Origin of the sequence: Bradyrhizobium sp. LCT2 (assembly GCF_009931255.1) — a bacterium.
GTDB lineage: Bacteria > Pseudomonadota > Alphaproteobacteria > Rhizobiales > Xanthobacteraceae > Bradyrhizobium > Bradyrhizobium diazoefficiens.
Genome location: NZ_CP034432.1, coordinates 7,021,648 through 7,046,189 on the forward strand (window position 1 = coordinate 7,021,648; position 24,542 = coordinate 7,046,189).

Below are 24,542 nucleotides of genomic sequence, written 5' to 3' on the forward strand. Positions count from 1 at the left end.
CCCCTCGTAACGCCACCTAAAAGCGACATCATGCTACCGGAACAATGAAAGGAGCGACGTTTTTGGCGCCGCTCCTCGCTCGATCGACGGGTTGTGCGAGGGTCTACGCGGCGCGGACGTTGGTCAGGAACTTGCTGACCTCGTTCTTGAGCCGGCCCGAGTCGTTCGACAGCATTTGCGCCGCCGACAGCACCTGCGAAGAGGCCGTGCCGGTCTCGGTCGCGCCATGCTGCACGTCGGTGATGTTGGAGGAGACCTGCTGGGTTCCTTGCGCCGCCTGCTGCACGTTGCGGGCGATCTCCTGCGTGGCCGCGCCCTGCTCTTCCACCGCGGCGGCGATCGCCGACGAGATCTCCGACAGACGCTCGATGGTCGAGGAGATCTCCTTGATCGCGCCGACCGAGTCGTTGGTCGCAAGCTGGATGCCGGAGATCTGCTGGCCGATCTCGCCGGTCGCCTTCGCGGTCTGCTCGGCGAGCGCCTTCACCTCGGAGGCCACCACGGCGAAGCCGCGGCCGGCTTCGCCGGCGCGTGCCGCCTCGATAGTGGCGTTCAGCGCGAGCAGGTTGGTCTGGCCGGCGATGGTGTTGATCAGCTCGACGACGTCGCCGATGCGGGCGGCCGCCCTGGAGAGCTCGCTGACGCGCTCGGTGGTGGCTCGGGCCTGGCCGACGGCGTCGCTCGCCATCCGCGCCGATTCCTGCATTTGACGGCTGATCTCGCCGACCGAAGAGGCCATCTCCTCCGTTGCCGAGGCCACCGACTGCACGTTGCCCGATGCCTGATCTGACGCCGCAGCGACGACCTTGGTAAGCTGTTGCGCCCGTTCGGCGGTCGAGCTGAGCGTTCCGGCCGAGGATTCCAGCGCACCGGACGCGGCCGACACCGTCTCCACGATGCCGCCGACCGACGCTTCGAAGCTGTCGGCCAGCTCGTTCATCGCGCGCCGGCGCTCGCGGTCGGCGGCCGCCTGGTCCTGGGCACGCTGCTCGATGCTGCGCTTGATGTCGCCCTGCATCGACCTGAGCGACGTCGCCAGCCTACCGACCTCGTCGGCCTGCTCGATCCCGAGCTGCTGATTGAAATCGCCCTTGGCGATGCCATCGGCGAAATTGGCACAATCCTGGATCGGCCGCGCGATCTTGCGTGCGGCGAACGAGATCAGGAAGATCGCCGCCAGCACGATGACCAGGCCAACGCCGAGCTGCCAGAACGTGTTCGAGGTCGCACGGGCACTGAGCGAGGCGTCGAGTTGCCTTGCTGACGCCAGCACCACGTCGCGGGGGATCGAGATCACGATCGACCAGGCGTTCTCGGTGAGCCCGAAGCGGATCGGCGCATAGATGTCGATGTTGGCGAACTTCGGATCGTCCTGCACCGTGCCCTTGCCGGCCTTGACGATGGCGAGGCTTTCACTCCAGCGAGCGTCGGCCTCGGAGGCGTTCTTGCCGATCACGTCCTGATTGGCGCTGTTGGCGACGATCAGCCCGGTGTCGTTGAGGATCGCGACCTTGCCCTTGCCCTCGAACAGCGAGCCGTTGATCTTGACGGCCAGCTTCTGCACGAAGTCGAGATTGTAGTCGGCGCCGGCGACACCGCGGAATTTGCCGTCGATCATGACCGGCACCGACATGGTCGCGAGGAAGACGGCCTTGCCCTGAACGATGTAGGGCAACGGACCCAGGATGTTTTCCTTACCCGTGGTGTTCGGGTTGATGTACCAGGCGCCCTTCACGAGGCCGTTGGGATGCCGCTCGCTGCTGTCGTACTCGACGAGCGGCTGAACGGCGATGGCGCCGCTGGCGTTGCGCGTCCAATAGGGCAGAAAGCGGCCGGTATTGTCCGATCCCGCCTCCTTGCGTCCCTTGAACGACGCATCGTCACCATCCAGCGCGCCGGGTTCCCAGGCCGAGTAGGTGCCGTTGAAGGCAGGGTTGAGCTCGAGCACGTGACGCAGAAGCGCGTTGAACTGGGTCCGCCGCGCCGCGATCGGAGTGCCGGTCTTCTCGTCGGCGAGGGTCGCGAAGGCATGTGCGGTGGTGCGCGCCGCATCAAACCCGACCTCCAGCTCAGCCTTGATGGCGTTGGCTTCGGTGGAGGCCCGGTTCATGAGGCTCTCCTTGGTCTGACGGTCGACCAGCTGCATGACCTCGTGGGTCACGTACTGGTTCATGCTCTGCGTGGAGAAGAGGCCGTAGCCGATCAGCACGATGCACGTCACTGCCAGGCAGAGGCCGGCGATCAGGGCGATCTTCAACTGGATGGAGCGAATGGCGGAAAATGAAAACAACTTCACGATTGAGTCTCCAAAACACTGCGACGAGTTAAGGTTCGCAGGGTTGGGAACCCGTAAAGAATTGGAACCGTACGACCCACGTGAAAAATAAGTCAGCAGGCGCCAAGCCATGCGCCAAAATCAAAGAGCGGCGCCGACGGCGCCGCTCTTGCGTAGTCCGATACCTGCTCTGACGGCCCTTACGCAGCGCGAACGCTGGTCAGGAACTTGCTGACCTCGGTCTTGAGCCGGCTCGAGTCGTTCGACAGCATCTGCGCCGCCGACAGCACCTGCGAGGAGGCGGTGCCGGTCTCGGTCGCACCGCGCTGCACGTCGGAGATGTTGGAGGAGACCTGCTGGGTGCCCTGCGCCGCCTGCTGCACATTGCGGGCGATCTCCTGGGTCGCTGCACCCTGCTCTTCGACGGCCGCAGCGATCGCCGACGAGATCTCCGAGAGACGCTCGATCGTCGAGGAGATCTCCTTGATCGCTCCGACCGAATCGTTGGTCGCCGCCTGGATGCCGGAAATCTGCTGGCCGATTTCGCCGGTCGCCTTCGCGGTCTGCTCGGCGAGTGCCTTCACTTCGGAAGCCACCACCGCGAAGCCGCGGCCGGCTTCGCCCGCGCGCGCCGCCTCGATGGTGGCGTTCAGCGCCAGGAGGTTGGTCTGGCCGGCGATGGTGTTGATCAGCTCGACGACGTCGCCGATGCGGGACGCCGCCTTGGAGAGCTCGCTGACGCGCTCGGTGGTGGCTCGGGCCTGACCGACGGCGTCGCCCGCCATCCGCGCCGATTCCTGCACCTGACGGCTGATCTCGCCCACGGACGACGCCATCTCCTCCGTCGCCGAAGCCACCGACTGCACGTTGGTCGAGGCTTCCTCCGAAGCTCCGGCAACCGTGGTCGCGAGCCGCTGGGAGCGGTCGGCGGTCGAGGTCAGCGTCGAGGCGGAAGCTTCGAGCTGGGTCGAGGCCGATGACACGGTCTGGACGATCTCGCCGATCATCGTCTCGAATTCGCGGGTGATGTTGTCGACGCGGCGGCCGCGCTCGATCTTGGCTTCGGCGTCGGCCGCGGCGGCTTCGTCGGCGGCCTTCTTGGCGATCAACGCCTCCTTGAAGACCTGGAGCACGTCGGCCATGGCGCCGATCTCGGTCTTCTCGCCGCGATGCGGGACTTCGGCGGAGAGGTCGCCCTTGCCCAGCGCCTGCATCGGCTCGACGATCGAGTTGATGCCGCTGGAGACGTCGTGGACGAGATAGACGCTGACGCCGATGCCTGTCAGGACGGCCGCGCCCAGGATGATCGCGACCAGCAGGAAGGCGAAGGAATAGCTGTCGGCGGCATCCCGCGCGGCCTGGTCGCCACCCCGGGTGTTGAGGTCGATATCCTTGCGCAGGACCTCGTCGGACTGGATGCCGATCTTGTTGGCGGTCTTGACGTTCAGCTCATGCGCCTCGTGCGGGACCTTGCCGACCTCCTTGCGCGACACTGCAAAGACCTCGTCGGCGCTCTTCTTGTAGTCGTCCCACAGCTTGGACCATTCGGTGTAGAGCGCCCGCTCCTCCGGCGAGGTGATCATGGGCTCGTAGCTCTGGCGGGCCTTGGCCAGTGTCTCGCCGGTGGTGACCGCGATCTTTTCCATCGCGAGCTTTTCTTCCAGGGTCTCGGCCAGCATGTGCTCGCGGACCACACTGCGATAGGTGATGACGCTGGCCCGGAGCTCGCCCAGCACCCTCACGCTGGGCATCCAGCTCGTGGTGATGTCGGTGGTGTTCGCGTTCATCGCGCGCATCTTCACGACGGCGAGCAGGCCCATGCCGGTCATCGCGACCAGCAGGAACGCCACGACACTGATGATCTTGGCGCGGATGGAGATCTTGGCGAACATAGTCAGGTCTCTTTATGCTGGCGCGGGCGCGCGTCCGGGAGGTTTTAAAGAATCAACCAAAAGGAGCGACGCCGACATCAGACAACAGAGCGACTGAGCAGATGTTAACTACGACTCCGTACGAGTACGGAGCCTGAAAGAAATGAACAGGCAGCTAAGAACGCTCTGCGCTCAGCGCATGAGCCTAAGCGCATCGGAGAAGAACTCCGGGCCACCGAAATTTCCGGACTTCAGAGCGAGCAGCATGTCGCCCCCGGCGCCGACCGCGCGCAGCACCGGAACACCCGCAGCGATCTCCACCCCCACGAGAAATCCGGGAATCCTCAACCGGTCGACCACGGCGCCGGACGTCTCGCCGCCGGCAACGACCAATCGCCGCACGCCTGATTTCACAAGGTTTTCGGCGATGTCGGCCATGGCCTGCTCGATCGCATGTCCGGCTGCGTCACGGCCGTGACGTGCCTGAAGCGCGGCGACCTGATCCGGTGTCGAGCTCGATGCGATCAGCACGGGCCCCTCCGCCAGCCGCGGCCTTGCCCAGTCCAGCGCACGCTGCGCTTCGTCCGCCCCCGTAAGAATACGGTCCGGATCGAGATGAAACACCGGCATGACCTGTTCGGCGCTGGCGATCTGCTTGAGCGTGGCCTGCGAGCAGCTGCCGGCAAGACACGCCGCCGGCCCGCCAACGGCAGCTCCGGATTCGCCGCCTGCCGCATTCGACTTGACCTTGCCGGTCGACACCAGCGCGCGCGCCAGTCCAAGGCCGATGCCGGAGGCGCCGACCGACAGCCGATGTTCGGCGGCTACGAGGCCGATGGTTTCGAGATCGCGATCGAAGACGGCGTCGATGATCGCAGCGCCAATGCCCTTGCCCGCGAGTTCGGCCAGCCGTGCCCGCACGGCGTCTGCGCCGCGCGTGACGGTGGCGAGATCGACGAGACCGATTTGTGTCCGGCTCTGGCGCGCCAGCACGCGCACCAGACTGGAATCGTGCATCGGGTTGAGCGGGTGGTCCTTGAGCGGGCTCTCGTTCAGCGGCACGGCGCCGACAAACAGGTTGCCCTGGTAGACGGTGCGGCCGGTCTCGGGGAAGGCCGGCGTCACCAGAACGATGCCCTCGCCGCAATCGTCGCGCAACGCGTCCATGACAGGGCCGATATTGCCGGCGTCGGTGGAATCGAAGGTCGAGCAGATCTTGAACAGCACATGGCTCGCCCCGCGGCCCCGCAGCCACGTCTCCGCCGCGCGCGAGCGCGATACAGCAAGGCTCGCTTCAATCGAGCGGCTCTTCAAGGACACCACGACAGCGTCGACCTCGGGCAGCGCCAGATCATCGGCAGGAATGCCGATGGTCTGCACGGTGCGCAGGCCCGCACGCGTCAGCGTGTTGGCAAGATCGGAGGCGCCGGTGTAGTCGTCGGCGATGCAACCCAGTGCAAGAGTCACGGCTTCACTCCCGCATAGGGCTTGAACCAGGCAAGGCCGTCGGTGGTCTTGCCGCGCGGATTGTATTCGCAGCCGACGAAGCCGGCATAGCCGAGCCGGTCGAGCTCTTCGAACAGGAAGGGATAGTTCAGCTCCTCGCCGTCGGGCTCGTTTCGCGAGGGAATGCTGGCGATCTGGATGTGGCCGATGATCGGCATCATCTCGCGCAAGCGCATGGTGACGTCGCCATGGATGATCTGGCAGTGATAGATGTCGAACTGGAGCTTGAGGTTCGGAAGCCGCAACTCCTGGATCAGGTCGCGCGCGAAACCGAAATCGTTGAGGAAATAGCCGGGCACGTTGCGGGCATTGATCGGCTCGAGCACGATGTCGATGCCGTGCGGCGCGAAGAACTCCGCCGCCCACGCCACCGACTTGTAGAACGCCTCGATGGCGACGCGCTCGCCGCGGTTGGCAAGGCCGGCCATCAGGTGCAGGCGCTTGACGCCGGTGGCCTTGGCGTAAGGCAGCGCGGTCTCGAGGCTCGCCTTGAGATCGGCGAAGCGCGCCGGGAGCGCAGCAAAACCCTTCTCGCCCGCATTCCAGTCGCCGGGCGGCAGGTTGAACAGCGCCTGGGTCAGACCGTTGCGCTTGAGCCGCTCGCCGACCGCCTCGGCCGGATGCTCATAAGGAAAGAGAAACTCAACGGCGGTGAAGCCGGCCTGGGCGGCGGCCTCGAAGCGATCGAGGAACGGCACCTCGGTGAACATCATCGAGAGATTGGCGGCGAAACGGGGCATTGGAATCCTCTTATCCTTACTTGTCGCCGGGCAGCTTCACGCCGGTGACCTGCGCATACATGCGCGCAACCGAGGCGTCGTCATCGCGGCCCATGCCGGCGGCAGCCGTCATCAGGAACATCTGGAGGGCGGCGGCGGAGACCGGCACCGGGAATCTGGCGCTGCGCGCCATGTCCTGGATGATGCCGAGGTCCTTGACGAAGATCTCGACCGCGCTACGCGGCGTATAGTCGCCGTCGAGCACATGCGGCATGCGGTTCTCGAACATCCAGGAATTGCCGGCGGAGGCCGTGATCACCTCATAGACCTTGCGGATGTCGAGGCCCTGCTTGGCCGCGAACGCCATCGCTTCGCTGGCAGCAGCGATGTGCACGCCGGCCAGCAACTGGTTGATCATCTTGAAGGCGGCACCCTGCCCTGCGGCATCACCAAGCTCGTAGAGCTTTGCGGCCATGGCATCGAGCGCCGGCCGTGCCTTTGCAAAGGCGGCCGGGCTGCCTGAGGCGAGGATCGTCAGCTCGCCTTGCGCGGCGCGCTGCGCCCCGCCGGAGATCGGCGCATCCAGATAATGCCGACCGGTCGCCTCGAGCTGCTTGGCAAGGCGCCGCGCCACGTCGGGATCCATGGTGGCCGATGACAGGAAGACGCTGTCCTTGGGCATGGTTTCGGCGACGCCATCCTTGCCGAACAGGATCGTCTCGGTCTGCGCGGCGTTGACGACGACGCTGACGACGACGTCGGCGTCCTTGGCCGCTTCGGCCGGCGTCTTGGCGCCCGCGCCGCCGTCCTTCACGAAGCGCGCCACCGCATCAGCCGAGACGTCGCAGCCGGTGACGGCGTGACCGGCGCGCTTCAGCGAGGTCGCCATGCCAAACCCCATCGAGCCAAGCCCGACGACGGCGATACGCTGATTCTGTGACGTGGAGGCGGACATATGCAACTGACCCTTGCGAACGTTTCCCGAATAGCCGCCCTTTGCGGCAGCTTGGCAACCGAATAACACGGCTTGGCCGCGCTGCCAAAGCGTGAGACAAGCAGGCATGACGGCCATGAGCAACGAGACAAGGCTGCGTGAGGATATCTGCCGCTTCGGACGGTCCCTGTTCGAGCGCGGGCTGACGCCGGGCTCCTCCGGCAATATCAGCGTCAAGCTTGACGATGGCGGCTGGCTGGTGACGCCGACCAATGCCTCGCTCGGCTTCCTCGACCCGGCGCGGCTGTCGCGGCTGGATAGCCAGGGCCGGCCGATCTCGGGCGATGCACCGACCAAGGAAGTTCCACTACACACCGCGCTCTACGACACCCGCGGCAGCGCACGCGCGATCGTGCACCTGCACTCGACGCATTCCGTCGCACTGTCGATGCTGCCCGAGATCGACCCGCGCGCCGCGCTGCCGCCGATGACGGCCTATTATCTGATGAAATGCGGCGCCACCGCGCTCGTGCCCTATTACCGCCCCGGCGATCCCGCGGTGGCGGATGCGATCAAGGGGCTGGCGGGGAAATATTCGTCCGTGCTGCTCGCCAATCACGGCCCGGTGGTCGCCGGCGACACGCTGGAGGCCGCGGTTTTCGCGACCGAGGAGCTGGAGGAGACGGCGAAGCTGTATCTGCTGCTGCGCGGGTTGAACCCGCGATATTTGTCACCGGAGCAGGTGAAGGATCTGGTGAAGGTGTTCGGGGTGACGTTGCCGGAGCATGGGCACGGGCACGGACATTAACCGCAAACTCCGCCGTCATCCTGGGGTGCGAGCCTTGCGATGCAATGCATCGCAAGGCGAAGCCTCGAAGGATGGGCTACAGGCGCTTGCGGCCCATCCTTCGAGGCGCGCGAAGAGCGCGCACCTCAGGATGAAGGCTGCGATTGCGGCGGCAGTCTAGCTACAGCCCCAGATACGCCTTCCTCACATCGGGATTGCCCCTGATCTCGGCTGCCGGGCCCTGCATCAGCACGCGGCCGGTTTGCAAGATGTAGGCGCGGTCGGCGATCTCCAGGCATTCGGCCATGCGCTGCTCGACGATCAGGACGGTCATGCCGGCGTCGCGGATGCGCAATACCGCCTGGAAGATTTCGTCGACCAGCTTCGGCATGATGCCTTGCGACGGCTCGTCCAGCATCAGCAGCCGCGGGCGCGTCATCAGCGCGCGGCCGATGGCGAGCATCTGCTGCTCGCCGCCGGAGAGCGTTTCGGCGCGCTGCTCCAAACGTTCCTGAAGACGCGGAAACAGGTTGAAGACGAGGTCGAGCGGTCCCTCGCGGTTCGCCTCGCCGCGGTAGAGATAGCTGCCGAGGCGAAGGTTGTCGCGCACCGACAGGCGCGGGAACAGGCGGCGGTTCTCCGGCACATAGGCGATGCCGGTGGCCGTGATGTGGTGCTGCGCCATGCCGTCGAGGCGCTTGCCGTCGAACGTCACGGTGCCCGAACGCGGGCGTTCGGCGCCGGCGATGGATTTCAGCAGCGTCGACTTGCCCGCGCCGTTGGCGCCGGCGACGCAGACGATCTCGCCCTTCTCGACCTCGATCGAGACTGCGGAGATCGCGACCAGACCCTGATAGGCGGTCGTGACTTCATGCACTGACAGCATGACGATCTCCCAGATATGCGCTGATCACCTTGGGATCGCGAACGACGTCGGCAGGCTTGCCCTCGACCAGCACCTTGCCGAGGTCAAGCACGATGGCGCGGTCGACCAGCGGCATCACGATCTCCATGACGTGCTCGACCATCAGCACGGTGATGCCGGCATCGCGCACCTTGCGCACCAGCGCGACGCCGGTCTGCGCCTCGGTCGGCGTGAGGCCGGTGAGGACTTCGTCGAGCAACAGCAGCTTTGGTTCGGTCGCGAGCGCACGGGCGACTTCGAGGCGGCGCTTCTCGGCCGGCACGAGATCGCTCGCGAGCACGTCGGCGCGTGCTGCAAGGCCGGTGAATTCGAGCACCTCATGCGCCTTGCGCCGCGCCTCGCGCATCACGGTGTTGCGCACCAGCGCACCGACGATGACGTTGTCGATGACGGTCATGGTCTCGAAGCTCTTGACCACCTGAAAGGTGCGCCCGACGCCGCGCTGGCAGCGTTCGGCCGCCGGCATGTGGGTGACGTCCTCGCCGTCGAACCAGATCGAGCCCTGGGTCGGCGGCAGGACGCCGGCGATGAGATTGAACAATGTCGACTTGCCGGCACCGTTCGGGCCGATCAGGCCGACGATCTCGCCGCGGCCGACCGAGATCGACACGTCGCTGTTGGCGACGAGGCCGCCGAACCGCTGCCAGACGCCGCGGGTTTCAAGGAGCGCGGTCATCGCGTGGCTCCCTTTGCTTTTGAACGGGAGAACAGGCTCACCAGACCGCGCGGCAGGGCCAGCGAGATCGCAACGATCAGTGCGCCATAGACGATAAGGTCAACACCACGGCCGGAGCCGCCGATATAGGAGCGTGTCAGCTCCGTCATCGGGATCAGGATGGCAGCGCCGAGCACCGGCCCCCACAGGGTGCCGATGCCGCCGAGCACGGCCGGCAGCGCCATCAGCAGCGAGAACTGGAAGCCCATCACGCTCTCGGGATCGATATAGGCGAGGAACTGCGCATAGAAGGCACCGCCGATGGCGACGAGGAAGGCGGAGACGGCCGCCGCGCCCATCTTGGAATTGAACACGACGACGCCGAGGCTCTCGGCCGCTTCCGGATTGTCCTTCACGGCGCGCCACCAGAAGCCCCATTTGGAATCTTCGAGCCACCAGGTGACGAACCAGGCGAGGCTGCACAGCACCAGCGCGAAATAGAAGTAAGGCAGCTTGCTGCGCATGAACTGGAATTTCAGCCAGCTGTCGCCGCGCACCGGAATGGTGATGCCCATCGCAGCACCCGCCCATTCCCAGTTCTGGAACAGGAGCAGCCCGATCTCGGCGATGACGATGGTCGCGATCACGAAGTAATGGCCGCGCAGACGGAAGAAGGGATAGCCAAGCCCCATTGCGATGACGGCCGCAATCACGCCGCCGGCGAGCATGCCGAACCAGGGCAATACGCCGAACTTGGTGAACAGCAGCTCGGTGGTATAGGCGCCGATGCCGAAATAGAGCGCGTGCCCCAGCGAGATCTGTCCGCAATAGCCGGACAGGATGTTCCAGCTCTGCGACAGCGCCGCGTACATCAGGGTCAGGATCAGGATGTTCTGGACGTAGACATCCTTGATGAACAGCGGTGCAAGGGCCGCGAGCGCGGCCAGCACCGCGGCGATGATCAGGTCGCGGCGGCGCCGCGTAGCAAAATTCTGGTCCATCACATCGATCCGAACAGGCCGCGCGGCCGGATGAAGACGACGAGCAGATAGACCGCGTAGATGCCGACCGATTTCAGCGAAGGCGGCAGCACCAGGGCGGTGGTCGCCTCGACGAGGCCGACGATGATGCCGCCGGCGAACGCGCCGAACACACTGCCGAAACCACCGAGCGCAACCGTGACATAGGCGATCAGCGCGAAGGAGGCGCCGACGTCCGGATAGATGTAGAAGAACACCGCCATGATCGCGCCGGCGAGACCGACCAGTGCGGCGCCCAGGCCCCAGCCCAGCGCGAACACGCGGTTCTTGTCGATGCCGACGAGTGCGACTGCACCGGGATCTTCGCGGGTGGCTTCGAGCGCGCGGCCGAAGTCAGTGCGGTTGATGAAGAAATAGAGGCCGGCGAAAGCCGCGATCGAGACCAGCGCGCCGATCAACTGCGGCTCCGGCAGGAAGATGCCGCCGATCGAGATCGTCTTGCCGCCGAGCCAGGACTGCGGAATGCTGCGATAGTCCGGCGTGAAGAAGAACTGCGCGAGCCCGCGCATCACGATGGCAAGGCCGAAGGTCGAGAAGATCTGCACCATGCCGGCGTTTGCCTTGGCGCGCATCGCGAAGCGTACAATCAAGAGGTAGACGACCGCCCCGAACACGAACAGGGCCGCGGCGACCAGCGGCGCCGACAGCAGGGGGTCGATGGCGAAGAACGCGAACAGGAAGAAGCTCACATACATCGCGATCATCAGGAACTCGCCATGGGCGAAGTTCACGACGTCCATCAGGCCGAAGATCAGCGCGAGGCCGACGGCGATCAGTCCGTAGAGCAGGCCCATGAGAAGGCCGCTCGCGAGACTCTGGATAATGGCTTGAGCTGTCAAAAGTCGTCCCCCACAATACGCCCTCATCCTGAGGAACGCGCCGCGGCGCGCGTCTCGAAGGATGGGTCCACCCTCGTCCTTCGAGACGCGAGCTACGCCCGCTCCTCAGGATGAGGGCGGGAGCCAAGTCTGAGCTCCCGCTCTCCGAAACGCTTACTTCATCGGCCAGATCGCTTCGGCGATCGCGGCCTGCGGCGGGAAGATGGTGACGAACTTGCCGCCGACATATTGCAGCAGCACCGGGTCGGCGTCGTTGTTCTGGCCCATCTCGTCGAACTTGACGCGCTTCCAGGGCATGATGGTCTGCTCGCCCGGGATGTCGGTGGCGGCCAGCGCATCGCGGACTTTCTCGCCGTCGGTCGACTTGGCGCGGCTGATGGCGTCAGCAAGGATGATCAGGCCCATGAACTGGCGCGAAGTGAGGTCGTTGAAATCCTTGCCCGACCGCGCCTTGAACATCTCGTTGATCTTGCCGACCATCGGGCGCTTCTGCGCGAGGTCGAGCGAGAAGGTGCCGCGCGAGATCACGCCTTCGAGCTTGTCGCCGACGGCGTCGTAGAGCGCCTTCTCGGAAAAGCCTGCGTCCTGCGCCACGATCGCGTTGGGCTTGTAGCCGAGCTCGGCCATGGTCTTGACCAGCAGGATGCCGTCGGTGGTGTAGCTCGAGGGCATCAGCACGTCGGCATTGGCGGTCTTGAGCTGCTGCACTTCGGCCGAGAGCGACGGCGAATTGGCGCGATACTTGATGTCGGTGACGATCTTGTAGGCGCGCTCGCCGGCGATCTTGGCCTGGGCGTTGCCCGAGTCGGTGCCGAAGATGGTATCCTCGTGGAACAGTGACAGCGTCTCGATCTTGGTGCCCTTCTTCTTCATCGCGTCGAAGAAGTCGAACATCGCGGCCGAGTACATCTCGTCATGCGGCGCGGCACGGAAGTAATATTTGAGACCGCGGCGATGCAGGCTCGGCGAGGAGTTGTCGGCGGAGACGAACGGGATCTGGTAACGCTCGCAGATCTGGCTGACGGTGACGGCGACCGCGCTCTGGTAGGTGCCGATGATGGCGGAGACCTTCTCCTGCGTGATCAGGCGCTCGGCCTCGGCGCGGCCCTTCTGCGGATCGGCCTGGTGGTCGGCGAACACGAGACGGACTTTTGCGCCGCCGAGGCCCGGCAGGCCTTCGCCCTTCGCCAGCGGCAGGTCGAAATCGGTGTCCTTGTTGATGACCTCGAGCGCGGTCTCATAGGCCTTCTGCGCATCGACGCCCTGCTGCGCGCTGCCACCGGAGAACGGATAGATGACGCCGATCACGACTTCCGAGGTCTGGGCGCGTGCGGCGAGCGGCACCAGCGCTGCTGTGGCGGTGGCACCCAGCAACACGTCGCGGCGAGAGATCGTCATGGCAAAGTCCTCTGTTACGGAATTTCGGCTGATCGAATGAAGCGATTGATGGATGCGGTAAAGCCCGAAGAAGCAGCAAACGCTGCCCACTATATCACGGCCATGGTCCTGTTCTTGAGATCCGTCACCAGCATCAGGCCGGGCGAATGCGTGATCGCGAACGGCAGCCTGGCGGCGTTGATCACCGATTGCGGCGTGACGCCGCAGGCCCAGAACACCGGAATCTCGTCATCGGCGACCGGCACGGGATCGCCATAGTCGGGCTTGGCGATGTCCTTGATGCCGATCAGATGCGGATGGCCGAGATGCACGGGCGCGCCGTGCACGGCTGGATAGCGCGAGGTGATCTGCACGGCGCGGATCGCATCGGCCGGCTTGAACGGACGCATCGACACCACCATGGGGCCGGCGAACGGACCGGCCTCGCCGCAGGCGATGTTGGTGCGGTACATCGGCACGCGCACGTTCTGCTCGATGTGGCGGATCGGCATGCCCTCGTCGAGCAGCGCCTCCTCGAACGAGAACGAGCAGCCGAGCACGAAGGTCACCAGATCGTCGCGCCAGTAGCTCTTCACGTCGGTCGGCTCGTCGACGACTTCGCCATCGCGCCAGACACGGTAGCGGGGAACGTCGGTGCGGATGTCGAGATCGGCGCCGAGTGCGGGGATATGCGGACTGCCGACGTCGGACATGCCGATGATCGGGCAGGGTTTCGGGTTGAGCTGGCAGAAGCGGTGAAAGGCGCTGGCGTATTCCGCCGGCAGGATCGCCAGATTGCCCTGGACGAAGCCGGGGGCGACCCCGGCGGTGGACCCCACCTCGCCGCCGCGATAGGCGAGCCGCGCCTGGCGGCTCGGGAGGGTGTCGGGTGTTTCAGTTTGCTGCGCTGCCACCAAAACAGTCATCTGATCGACCTGCCTATAAACTCGACAAAGACAGCCAACACCAAGCGTGCTATAAAGTCTAATCGTCCTTTCTAATCAATATCGATAAATCCAGTTTATCGATCGGGGAAATCCTTCCAATGCTGGACTTCAGATCGATCGAGACGTTCCTCTGGGTTGTGAAGCTCGGCAGCTTCCGCGGCGCTGCGGCCCGCCTCAACACGACCCAGCCGGCGATCTCCCAGCGCATCGCCCAGCTCGAGCGCGAGATGGGCGTGAAGCTGCTCAACCGCGACCATCGCGTGGCCTCGCCGACGCCGAGCGGCCGGCAGATGATGGTCTATGCGGAGAAGCTGATCGGTCTCCGCGCTCAGATGATGGCGGAGATCGGCGACCGCTCAGCGATGCGCGGCGTGATGCGGCTCGGCGTCGCCGAGACCATCGTGCACACCTGGCTGCCGCGCCTCGTGAAAAGCGTGAACCAGATCTATCCGAACCTGTCGCTCGAGATCGAGGTCGACATCACCCCGAACCTCACGGCACGCCTCCTCGCGCAGGAGATCGAGCTTGCTTTCGTGGTTGGGCCGCTGTCCGCCTCCGGCGTGCACAATCGCGTGCTCGCCGACTACCCGATCGGCTTTCTCGCAAGCCCCTCGCTCGGGCTCGGCAAGGGTCCGGTGACGCCGGCGGAGCTCGCACGGTTTCCGATCATCACCTTCCCACGCAAGACCAAGCCTTACGAGGTCGTGCGCGAGGTGTTCGACCGGCCGGAATTGCCGCCGATACGGCTGCATGCCTCTGCGTCGCTCGCGACCGTTATCCACATGGCGGTCGAGGGCCTCGGGATCGCCGTGATCCCCGACGCCATCGTCGAGAACGAGCTCGCCGACGGGCGGCTGCAACTGCTCGACACCGATCTCGAAATCACACCGCTGACGTTCACGGCGAGCTGGCTCGCCTCGCCCGACGTCGTGGCGGTGGAGCGTGTCGCCGAGCTTGCATGTCAGATTGCGCAGAGCAGCCTCGCGGTTGACGCGCCCGCGCTGGCGCGTCATTGAAACGGATGCCGGACAACCTTCAACGTCATTCCGGGATGGTGCGCAAGCACCAGACCCGGAATCTCGAGATTCCGGGTTCGCTCGTCGGGCCCCGGAATGACAACTGAGAGACTGACCGCATGAGCCGAGCCGCCACCAATCTGCAAATCGATTCCGCCCGCCTCTGGGGCTCCATCCACGAGACCGCGCAATTCGGCGGGACGGCCAAGGGCGGCGTGCGGCGGCTGACGCTGAGCGCCGAGGACAAGCAGGTGCGCGACTGGTTCCGCAAGGCCTGCGAGGATGCCGGTCTCGAGGTTCATGTCGATGCGCTCGGCTCACAGTTCGGCCTGCGCAAGGGACGTGACATGTCGAAGCCGCCCGTCGGCATCGGCTCGCATCTCGACACCCAGCCGACCGGCGGCAAATATGACGGCATCCTGGGAACGCTCGGCGCGCTGGAAGTGATCCGCACCCTGAACGACGCCGGCATCGAGACCGAGGCGCCCATCTGTGTGGTCAACTGGACCAACGAGGAAGGCTCGCGCTTCGCGCCCGCGATGATGGCGTCCGCGGCTTACGTCGGCGATTTCACCACCGACGACATCCTGTCACGCAAGGACGCCGAGGGCATCACCGTCGGCCAGGCGCTCGACGGCATCGGCTATCGCGGCGACAAGCCGGTCGGCTTCCAGAAGCTCGGCTGCTTCGTCGAGCTGCACATCGAGCAGGGCCCGATTTTGGAGGCCGAGGGCAAGACCATCGGCGTCGTCGATTCCGGCCAGGGCGTGCTCTGGTATGACGGCAAGATTTCCGGCTTCGAGAGCCATGCGGGATCGACCCCGATGCCGCTGCGGCGCGATGCGCTGGCCACGCTCTCCGAAATCGTGTTGGCGATGGAGGCGATTGCAAAGAAGCATGGGCCGAACGCGGTCGGCACCATCGGCGAGGCCGTGATCTCAAACCCCTCGCGCAACGTCATTCCCGGCGAGATCGCCTTCACCATGGATTGCCGCAGTGCCGATGGCGCGATCATGGACGCGCTCGATCACGATCTGCGCGCCGCGATTGCCGAGATTGCCGCCCGCCGCAAGGTCGAGGTCAAGATCGACCTGGTCTGGCGCAAGCCGCCGACGCATTTCGATCCCAAGCTGATCGCGGCGGTCGAGAACGCGGCGAAGACGCTCGGCTATTCCTCTCGCCGCATCACCTCCGGCGCCGGCCACGACGCCTGCAACCTCAACACCGTCATGCCGGCGGCGATGGTGTTCGTGCCCTGCAGGGACGGCATCAGCCACAACGAGCTTGAGGATGCCACGCAGCCCGACTGCGCCGCAGGCACCAACGTGCTGATGCATACCGTGCTGGCGATCGCCGGCGTCGCGGCCTGACCGGAGAGAGCCATGCGCGGAGTTTTCGTCGACGCCAACGAAGCCCTCGCCGTGATCATGGAGCGGCTGGAGAAACCAGGCGATCCCAAGGTGCGGATCAACAGGGATCCGGACATCAAGCCCGAGCAATACCCGGAAATCCTCGACGGCGCCGAGATCGCGATCGTCGACCACACCGCGCTGCCGACGGACGTCGCGAAGAAATGCATGGGGCTGAAGCACGTCGTGTTCCTCGGCACCGGCGCGCGCAGCTACATGAATCCGGAAGAGCTCGCCGAGCTCGGCATCTCCGTGCACCTGATCAAGGGCTATGGCGACACCGCCGTGGCTGAATCTGCGATCGCGCTGATGTGGGCCTCGGCCCGCGTCATCGCGATGATGGACCGCGAGATGCGCGTCGGCAACTGGCTGCGCGAAGACGGCATGCAGCTCACCGGCAAGACGCTCGGCCTTATCGGCTTCGGCGGCATCGCAGCAGAGGTCGCGCGCATTGCGTCCGGCAGCGGCATGAAGGTGATCGCCTGGAATCGCTCGCCGAAGAGCTCCCCGGGCGTCACGTTCACCGATCTCGACACGGTGCTGGCGACCAGCGACGTGGTGTCGCTGCACCTGCTGCTCAACGAAGAAACGCGCGGCATGATCACGCGCGAGAAGATCTTTGCGATGAAGCCCGGCGTCATCCTCATCAACACCGCGCGCGCCGCGGTCGTCGACGAGGCCGCCATGATCGACGCGCTGAAGTCGGGCCACATCCGTCACGCCGGCCTCGACGTCTTCAACATCGAGCCCCTGCCCGGCGATCATCCGCTGACAAAACTGCCGAACGTGACACTGTCGGCGCATTCGGCGTTCCGCACGCCGGAGGCCAGCGAGAACCTGATTGAAGCGGCCTGGATTCACTGCCGCCGGATCGTGAAGGGATAAGAGCAACAACAAATGGCTGACTATCGCACCATCAAGGCCGAAGCGCTCACCAGCGTCGTCCGCGCCATCGTCAAGGCCGGCGGCTCCTCGGACCGCGAGGCCGAGCTCGTATCCACCAACCTCGTCGAGGCCAATCTTAGGGGACATGACTCGCACGGCGTCGGCATGATCCCGCGCTATGTCCAGAGCGTCACCAACGGCGGCCTCGCCGTGAACCAGCACGTCAAGATCGTGCTCGACACTGGCCCGCTCCTCACCCTCGACGGCCTCACCGGCTACGGCCAGGTGATCGGCCACGAAGCGATGGAGCTGGCGGCCGAGCGTGCCAAGAGCAACGGCGTATGTCTCGTCGGTCTTTCCAATGCGCACCACATTGGCCGCATCGGCCACTGGGCCGAGCAGTGCATCGACCACGGGCTTGTATCGATCCACTTCGTCAACGTGATCTCGCGCCCGATCGTGGCGCCCTGGGGCGGCAGCGATGCCCGCCACGGCACCAACCCGTTCTGCGTCGGCATCCCGCGCAGGGGCAAAGAGCCGATCGTGCTCGACTTCGCCACCAGCAGGATCGCGCAGGGAAAGACCCGCGTCGCCCACAACAAGGGCGTCGAACTGGAGCCCGGCACCATCATCGACAATGAAGGCAAGCCCACGGTCAATCCGCGCTACACCGTGATCCCGCCGTACGGCGCTATTCTGCCGTTCGGCGAGCACAAGGGTTCGGGGCTCGCGCTCGTGTGCGAAATCCTCGGCGGCGCGCTCTCCGGCGGACAGGTGGTCAAGGGCCCGTCCGACGGCAAGTACAACGTCCTCAACGGCATGCTCTCGATCATCATCGACCCGGGCAAGCTCGGCACCGGCGAAAACCTCGCACGCGAAGTCGAAAGCTTCGTCGTCTGGCACACCGGCTCACCGCCTGGCCCCGGCGTCGACAAGGTCAAGATCGCCGGCGAGCCCGAGCGCGAGACCAAGAAGAAGCGCCTCGCAGAAGGCATTCCGGTCGATCCGACCACCTGGCAGGAGATTCTCGCGGCCGGGCAGAAGTTCGGGCTGGATCAGGCCGCGATCGAGAAGATCGCGGGGTAGGAAACCGCAACTGCTGTCGTCCCGGATCAGCGCAGCGAAGCGCAGATCCGGGGCCTATAACCACAGAAGGTGGTTTGGCGAAGACTCGTAGTCACCAACGTCGCGCCGCAACTACTCCCTGGGGTAATGGGTCCCGGCTTTCGCCGGGACGACGCCTCGGTTAGCAGCTCTGCTTAATCCACCATATCCGCGACCGCCTTGCCGCAGGCCGTCGTGTCGGCATTGCCGCCGAGATCCCTGGTGCGCAGCGTGCGCTCGGCGAGCGTGCGCTCGATCGCTTCCACGATCGATCGGCCGGCTTCCTTCTCGCCGAGATGCTCGAACATCATCGCACCGGACCAGATTGCGCCGATCGGGTTGGCGATGCCCTGGCCCGCGATGTCGGGCGCCGAGCCGTGCACCGGCTCGAACACCGAGGGGAAATCGCCCTCGGGATTGATGTTGCCTGATGGCGCGATGCCGATGGTACCGGTGCAGGCCGGGCCGAGATCGGACAAGATGTCACCGAACAGATTCGAGCCGACCACGACGTCGAACCAGTCAGGATGCAGCACGAAGTTCGCGGTGAGGATGTCGATGTGGTACTTGTCCCACTTCACGCCCGGGAACTTCTTCGCCATCGCCTCCACGCGCTCGTCCCAATAGGGCATGGTGATGGAGATGCCGTTCGACTTGGTCGCCGAGGTCAGGTGCTTCTTCGGCCGCGATTGCGCGAGCTCGAAGGCGAACTTCAGGATGCGGTCGACGCCGGTGCGTGTCATCACCGTCTGCTGGGTGACGAATTCACGGTCGGTGTCCGGGAACATGCGGCCGCCGACGGAGGAATATTCACCCTCGGTGTTCTCACGAACCACCCAGAAATCGATGTCGCCGGGCTTGCGGTTGGCGAGCGGCGACGGCACGCCGGGCATCAGCCGTACCGGCCGCAGGTTCACGTACTGGTCGAACTCGCGGCGGAATTTGATCAGCGAGCCCCACAGCGAAACATGATCCGGAATCTTGGCCGGCCAGCCGACCGCGCCGAAATAGATCGCGTCGTGCTTGCCGATCTTCTCCTTCCAGTCGTCCGGCATCATCTGGCCGTGCTTCTCGTAATAGTCCCATGACGAGAAGTCGAAATGGTCGAAATGCAGGGACACGCCGTGTTTCTTGGCGGCCGCCTCCAGAACGCGCAGGCCCTCCGGCATTACTTCCTTGCCGATGCCGTCGCCGGGGATGACCGCGATCCGGTATTGTTTTTTGCTCATCGAGAACGTCCTTGGTTGGTCCGGCAGCCGCCGTCTTTTGATCGCCCTGCAATGAACCAAAGTCGCGGGCAGTGCAACGCTGCACTGCAATGTTGACCGTGGCACGGCCGACCGCCTACTGATTTCATCGTATTCCTATCTTGCGAGTAACCCCCATGGATCTGCATCTGCGTGGCAAGCGTGTCCTGATCACGGGCGCGTCCAAGGGCATCGGCGCCGCCGCCGCCGAGGCGTTCGCCGAGGAAGGCGCGCATCTCCTGCTCGCCGCGCGCAGCGGCGATCAGCTCAAGGCGCTGGCGGACCGCTTGCGGTCTGCTCACCAGATCGACGCCGCGACGAGCATCGTCGACCTGCGCAAGACCGAAGACATCGCACGGCTGGCCACAGAAGCCGCCGACATCGACATCCTCGTGAACAATGCCGGCGACATCCCCGGCGGCTCGATCGACAAGATCGACGAGGCGACCTGGCGCCACGCCTGGGAATTGAAAGTGTTCGGCTACGTCAACCTCACGCGGCAGATCTACGCGCAGATGAAGGCGAAGGGCGGCGGGGTCATCGTCAACGACATCGGTGCGGCCGGCGAAAAGTTCGACGCGAACTACATCTGCGGCAGCGCCGGGAATGCCGCGCTGATGGCGTTCACCCGCGCGCTCGGCGGCAAGAGCCTCGCCGACAACATCCGCGTGGTCGGCATCAATCCCGGCCCTGTCGGCACCGACCGCCACGTCACGCTGCTCAAGACGCGGGCCATGCACCAGTTCGGCGACGAGAGCCGCTACAAGGAATTCCAGAAGAGCCTGCCGCTCGGCCGCCCCGCGCATGCGCGCGAGATCGGCGACCTCATGGCGTTCCTGGCGTCGGATCGCGCCGGCTATACGTCCGGGGTCATCTATACGGTGGATGGCGGCATCAGTGCCGGGTGGGGTTAGTTTCTCCAAGGTTATTTAGCCACCGTCGTTCCGGGGCGATGCAAAGCATCGAACCCGGAACCTCGAGATTCCGGGTTCGCCCTTCGGGCGCCCCGGAATGACAATCAAGAGATAGGAGTAAAAGAGTTGTCTCAAGACCTGATCCGCGAAACCGCCCGCACCGTCGTCAACAAGTTGCGTTCCGGCGACGTCTCGCCGCTCGAACTGCTGGATGTGCTGGAGAAGCGCATCGCCGAGGTCGACGGCAAGGTCAACGCGCTGCCGACGCTGCGCTTCGATCGCGCCCGGGCCAATGCGAAGGCCCTGATGCAGAAACCGGCCGGTGCGCGCGGGCTGCTCGCAGGCCTGCCGGTGCCGATCAAGGACCTGACCGACGTTGCCGGCGTGCTGAACACGCAGGGTTCGCCGATCTTCAAGGACAATATCCCTGCGAAGTCCGACCTCATGGTCGAGAACCTCGAAACCAACGGCGCAGTCGTCTACGCCAAGTCCAACACGCCGGAATTCGGCGCCGGCGCCAACACCTTCAACGAGGTGTTCGGCGCAACCCTCAATCCCTGGGATACGTCCAAGTCCGCCGCCGGCTCCTCAGGCGGCGCGGCGGTGGCGCTTGCGACCGGCATGGCCTGGCTCGCCCAGGGCTCCGACATGGGTGGCAGCCTGCGCAGCCCGGCGGCTTTCTGCGGCGTCGTCGGAATGCGGCCGAGCATTGGCCGCGTCGCCCATACCCCCAAATCGGCGATCGATCGCAATCTCGGCGTGGTGGGCCCGATGGCACGCAACGTCGAGGATCTCGCCCTGCTGCTGGATGCCATGAGCGGCGACTATGCGGACGATCCGCTGTCGCTACCTGCGCCTACGACGTCGTTCCTGTCGACGACACAGGCGGGCAAGAAGCCGAAGCGCATTGCCTATTCACCCGATCTCGGCATCACGCCCGTCGATCCTGAGGTGAAAGCCATCACACGCAAGGCTGCCGAACGCTTTGCCGAGGCCGGCGCCATCGTCGAGGAGGCCCATCCCGACTGGCGCGAGGCGCATGAATGCTTCCACGTGCTGCGCGCGTTCGATTTCGCCATCACCAAGGCCAATCTGCTGCGCACCAAGCGGGACCTGCTCAAGCCCGAGGTGATCTGGAACATCGAGGAAGGCCTCAAGCTCACCGTCGAGCAGCTCGCGCGCGCCGAGGCGCAGCGCGTCGGCATGACTGCACGCGCGGTGGAGTTCTTCCAGACCTACGATCTCCTGCTGGTGCCGACGACGATCGTGCCGCCCTTTCCGATCGAAGACCGCTATGTCGCCGAATGCGCGGGCAAGAGGTTCGACAACTACGTCGAGTGGCTCGGCATCGTCTACGCCATCACGCTAGCGTGCTGCCCGTCGCTGTCGCTGCCCTGCGGCTTCACGGCGTCAGGCCTGCCGGTCGGCGTCCAGGTGGTGGGAGCCCCCCGCGCTGATGCACAAGTGCTCGCGGGAGCGAAGGTTCTGGAGGATATTCTGGGCCTGCGCGGCACGACGCCGATTGATCCGAAGGTGAAGAAGTAGCACGATCTACAACGCGTACTCGGTAGTTCCCCTCTCCCCTCATGGGAGAGGGTGGCTCGCCGCAAAGCGGCGAGACGGGAGGGTATCTCTCCGCGAGCGACTCCCTCACCGTCCGAACTCGAGGATAGAACCCCTCATCCGGCGCTTCGCGCCACCTTCTCCCACAAGGGGAGACGGAAGATCACCTCACCGTCCGCTTGCCGCCTCCAGGCCGCGGCTATAGCGCGACATCGCAAAGCAGAACACAAAATAGATCGCGGCGACGAAGATGTAGACTTCGACCGAGAACTGCTGCCAGGCCGGATCGATGATCGCCGTCTTGGCCGTCGTCAGCAGGTCGAAGATGCCGATGATGAGGACGAGGCTGGTGTCCTTGAAGAAGGCAATGAAGGTGTTGACCAGCGGCGGGATGACGTGGCGGATCGCCTGCGGCAGGACGATCAGCCGGTGCTTGCGCCAATAGGACAACCCCAGCGCCTCGGCGGCCTCGTATTGTCCGCGCGGCACGGCCTGAAGGCCGCCGCGAATGACTTCGGCAAGGTAAGCGCCCGCAAACAGGATGATCGCGATCTGCGCACGAAGCAGCTTGTCGATGTTGAAGCCGCTGGGCATGAACAGCGGAAACATCACGCTCGCCATGAACAGCAGGCTGACCAACGGCACGCCGCGGATCAGCTCGACATAGAGCACGCTGAGCGAGCGGATCGCCGGCAGCTTTGAGCGCCGGCCGAGCGCGACGAGGATACCGAGCGGGAAGCCGAAGGCGAGACCGAAGGTCGCCAGGATCAGCGTCACCGGCAGTCCGCCCCAGCGGTCCTGCGACACGAAGGACAGGCCGAACACGCCTCCCCACATCAGCACGCTGATCAGCGCCAGCACACCGATCCAGAGATAGACCAGCTCGCGCCGCCAGAAAGCACGGCGGCTGGAGAGATAGAACAGCGCGATGAACAGCACCACCGACAGCGCCGGCCGCCATTGCTCGTCGAACGGATAGGTGCCGAACAGGATGAACCGATATTTCTCGGGGATGATCGCCCAGCAGGCGCCGAAGCCGCGGACGGCACGGCACGCGCTGGAATCGTTCGCGGGCGTCAGCCACACTGCATTCGCGATGCCCCACTGCACGAAGCTGAAGATGCCCTTGGCGAGGATCGCCAGCAGCACGACCGACAGAATGCCGTTGGGGATCGACGAGAACAAATTGGTGCGCAGCCAGCGCAGCACCGGATTTCCCATCTGCGGGCGGCGCGCGGCGCGCGGTGCATCCGGACTATCGGTGATCGCCGTCATGCTCAGCGCTCCACCAGCGCGATACGCGCGTTGTACCAGTTCATGAAGAAGCTGATGCCGAGGCTGATGGTCAAGAACACCGCCATGATCAGCGCGATCGCCTCGATCGCCTGCCCGGTCTGGTTCAGCGTGGTGTTGGCGACCGAGACCACGTCCTGGTAGCCGATCGCGACCGCGAGCGAGGAGTTCTTGGTCAGGTTGAGGTATTGGCTCGTCATCGGCGGCACGATGACGCGGAGCGCCTGCGGCAGGATGATCTGCCGCAGCATGAAGCTGCGGCGCAGGCCGAGCGCGTTGGCGGCATCCCACTGCCCGCGCGGCACCGACTGGATGCCGCTGCGCACGATCTCGGCGATGAAGGCCGAGGTGTAGGTGACGAGCGCGATCAGGAGCGCAAAATATTCCGGCGCCAGCGTCAACCCGCCGACGAAGTTGAAGCCGCGCAGCTCGGGCCATTCGATCGCCCAGGGCACACCTAGCAGCACCGACACTGCCGCCGGCAGCATGACGATCAGGCCGAGCGCAAACGGCCATGCCGGCCGCGGCTTGCCGTCCCGCATCTGCTGCGCGATCTGCCATCGTCTGAAGACATAGAACACGGCACAGCCCAGCGCGGCGGTGCCGAGCACCCAGAGTTGCGGCGCCCCGATCGGGATCGCCGGCAGGATCAGGCCGCGATTGGAGAGGAACACTCCCTCGAGCGGCCGGAACGCCGCGCGCGCGGCCGGCAGCCCCTGCATCAGCACGTACCAGAACAGGAGCTGAAGCAGCAGCGGGATGTCGCGGAGCGTCTCGACATAGACGGCGGCGAGCCGCGACAGCAGCCAGTTGGCCGACAGCCGCGAGATCCCGATCAGCGTGCCCAGGATGGTCGCAAGCACGATGCCGATCACCGCAACGCGCAGAGTGTTGGCGATCCCGACGACGAAGGCCCAGAGGTAGGTGTCGCGCGGACTATAGGCGAGCAGGCTGTCGGCGATCGGCATGCCCGCTTCGCGGCCGAGAAAGGCAAAGCCCGTGGTGATCCGGCGAGCGGAGAGATTGGTGACGGTGTTGGACCAGAGGAAGGCGATCACGCCGACCGCGATCCCGACCACCAGGACCTGCCAGAACAGGCCTTTCAGCTCCCGTTGTCCGAAGGCGCCGAACAAGCGGCGGCGCGGCGGCGGTCTCGGACCATCTGATGTCACAGCGCAAAAATCCTTCTCAAAAGCAACGATTTCCGGCGGCGCACGTCAACTGTTGCACCAAAAG

Annotated in this window: 21 protein-coding genes; 7 read left to right on the forward strand and 14 right to left on the reverse strand. The window is 65.0% G+C overall.

Features of this window, described 5'->3' with window-relative positions; all coding sequences use genetic code 11:
- Positions 1-103: 103 nt before the first annotated feature.
- The 5 genes from EI171_RS33360 to ltnD form a co-directional block, all read right to left on the reverse strand.
- Entirely contained in the window at positions 104-2,296 is a 2,193-nt protein-coding gene (locus tag EI171_RS33360) for a methyl-accepting chemotaxis protein (RefSeq protein ID WP_161535847.1), read from the reverse strand.
- Positions 2,297-2,475: 179 nt separating this feature from the next.
- Entirely contained in the window at positions 2,476-4,167 is a 1,692-nt protein-coding gene (locus tag EI171_RS33365; protein ID WP_161535848.1) for a methyl-accepting chemotaxis protein, read from the reverse strand.
- 171 nt (positions 4,168-4,338) lie between these two features.
- Positions 4,339-5,613, reverse strand: coding sequence for a 3-oxo-tetronate kinase (gene otnK / locus EI171_RS33370; protein ID WP_161535849.1), 1,275 nt, complete (start codon positions 5,611-5,613; stop codon positions 4,339-4,341).
- Entirely contained in the window at positions 5,610-6,392 is a 783-nt protein-coding gene (gene otnI / locus EI171_RS33375) for a 2-oxo-tetronate isomerase (protein WP_028172388.1), read from the reverse strand. Before otnI ends, otnK begins: the two co-directional genes overlap by 4 nt.
- A gap of 16 nt (positions 6,393-6,408) precedes the next feature.
- The gene (gene ltnD / locus EI171_RS33380) at positions 6,409-7,395 is read right to left on the reverse strand and encodes an L-threonate dehydrogenase (protein ID WP_371740284.1); all 987 of its coding nucleotides are present in this window, start codon (positions 7,393-7,395) and stop codon (positions 6,409-6,411) included.
- A 37-nt stretch (positions 7,396-7,432) separates the two neighbouring features.
- Here ltnD and EI171_RS33385 point away from each other — a divergent pair, with 37 nt between their 5' ends.
- Positions 7,433-8,113, forward strand: coding sequence for an aldolase (locus EI171_RS33385; RefSeq protein WP_161535851.1), 681 nt, complete (start codon positions 7,433-7,435; stop codon positions 8,111-8,113).
- Positions 8,114-8,273: 160 nt separating this feature from the next.
- Here the strand turns inward: EI171_RS33385 and EI171_RS33390 are convergent, their stop codons facing one another.
- The 6 genes from EI171_RS33390 to EI171_RS33415 form a co-directional block, all read right to left on the reverse strand.
- Entirely contained in the window at positions 8,274-8,978 is a 705-nt protein-coding gene (locus EI171_RS33390) for an ABC transporter ATP-binding protein (RefSeq protein ID WP_161535852.1), read from the reverse strand.
- On the reverse strand, positions 8,962-9,693 hold the full coding sequence (locus EI171_RS33395; RefSeq protein WP_011085709.1) for an ABC transporter ATP-binding protein: 732 nt from the start codon (positions 9,691-9,693) through the stop codon (positions 8,962-8,964). The genes EI171_RS33390 and EI171_RS33395 overlap by 17 nt, the downstream gene beginning before the upstream one ends.
- A complete protein-coding gene (locus tag EI171_RS33400; RefSeq protein ID WP_038965773.1) occupies positions 9,690-10,673 on the reverse strand; it encodes a branched-chain amino acid ABC transporter permease in 984 nt (327 codons plus the stop codon). Before EI171_RS33400 ends, EI171_RS33395 begins: the two co-directional genes overlap by 4 nt.
- Positions 10,673-11,551, reverse strand: coding sequence for a branched-chain amino acid ABC transporter permease (locus tag EI171_RS33405; RefSeq protein ID WP_028172393.1), 879 nt, complete (start codon positions 11,549-11,551; stop codon positions 10,673-10,675). Before EI171_RS33405 ends, EI171_RS33400 begins: the two co-directional genes overlap by 1 nt.
- A gap of 153 nt (positions 11,552-11,704) precedes the next feature.
- Positions 11,705-12,949: an ABC transporter substrate-binding protein gene (locus EI171_RS33410; protein ID WP_038965775.1), complete on the reverse strand. Its 1,245-nt coding sequence runs from the start codon at positions 12,947-12,949 to the stop codon at positions 11,705-11,707.
- Positions 12,950-13,038: 89 nt separating this feature from the next.
- Entirely contained in the window at positions 13,039-13,854 is an 816-nt protein-coding gene (locus EI171_RS33415) for a putative hydro-lyase (RefSeq protein ID WP_161535853.1), read from the reverse strand.
- Positions 13,855-13,973: 119 nt separating this feature from the next.
- Between EI171_RS33415 and EI171_RS33420 the strand changes: the two genes are divergently transcribed.
- The 4 genes from EI171_RS33420 to EI171_RS33435 all read left to right on the forward strand — a co-directional run bounded on the left by EI171_RS33420 (position 13,974) and on the right by EI171_RS33435 (position 18,271).
- A complete protein-coding gene (locus tag EI171_RS33420; RefSeq protein WP_011085704.1) occupies positions 13,974-14,891 on the forward strand; it encodes a LysR family transcriptional regulator in 918 nt (305 codons plus the stop codon).
- Positions 14,892-15,010: 119 nt separating this feature from the next.
- Positions 15,011-16,261 (forward strand): Zn-dependent hydrolase, encoded by a 1,251-nt coding sequence (locus EI171_RS33425; protein WP_161535854.1) that lies wholly within the window; start codon positions 15,011-15,013, stop codon positions 16,259-16,261.
- Positions 16,262-16,273: 12 nt separating this feature from the next.
- Positions 16,274-17,185: an NAD(P)-dependent oxidoreductase gene (locus EI171_RS33430; protein ID WP_161535855.1), complete on the forward strand. Its 912-nt coding sequence runs from the start codon at positions 16,274-16,276 to the stop codon at positions 17,183-17,185.
- A gap of 12 nt (positions 17,186-17,197) precedes the next feature.
- Positions 17,198-18,271 (forward strand): malate/lactate/ureidoglycolate dehydrogenase, encoded by a 1,074-nt coding sequence (locus EI171_RS33435; protein ID WP_060911088.1) that lies wholly within the window; start codon positions 17,198-17,200, stop codon positions 18,269-18,271.
- 173 nt (positions 18,272-18,444) lie between these two features.
- On the opposite strand, the gene EI171_RS33440 is transcribed toward EI171_RS33435, so the two are convergent.
- A complete protein-coding gene (locus EI171_RS33440) occupies positions 18,445-19,518 on the reverse strand; it encodes a tartrate dehydrogenase (RefSeq protein ID WP_011085700.1) in 1,074 nt (357 codons plus the stop codon).
- A gap of 155 nt (positions 19,519-19,673) precedes the next feature.
- Here EI171_RS33440 and EI171_RS33445 point away from each other — a divergent pair, with 155 nt between their 5' ends.
- Both EI171_RS33445 and EI171_RS33450 read left to right on the forward strand, forming a co-directional pair.
- Entirely contained in the window at positions 19,674-20,450 is a 777-nt protein-coding gene (locus EI171_RS33445) for an SDR family oxidoreductase (RefSeq protein ID WP_161535856.1), read from the forward strand.
- Between the two features lie 126 nt (positions 20,451-20,576).
- Complete coding sequence (locus EI171_RS33450) at positions 20,577-21,995, forward strand: amidase (protein ID WP_161535857.1); 1,419 nt, start codon at positions 20,577-20,579, stop codon at positions 21,993-21,995.
- Positions 21,996-22,181: 186 nt separating this feature from the next.
- Here EI171_RS33450 and EI171_RS33455 read toward each other — a convergent pair whose 3' ends face one another.
- Both EI171_RS33455 and EI171_RS33460 read right to left on the reverse strand, forming a co-directional pair.
- Positions 22,182-23,288 (reverse strand): amino acid ABC transporter permease, encoded by a 1,107-nt coding sequence (locus EI171_RS33455; RefSeq protein WP_011085697.1) that lies wholly within the window; start codon positions 23,286-23,288, stop codon positions 22,182-22,184.
- A gap of 2 nt (positions 23,289-23,290) precedes the next feature.
- On the reverse strand, positions 23,291-24,478 hold the full coding sequence (locus EI171_RS33460) for an amino acid ABC transporter permease (protein WP_161535858.1): 1,188 nt from the start codon (positions 24,476-24,478) through the stop codon (positions 23,291-23,293).
- Positions 24,479-24,542 lie beyond the last annotated feature (64 nt).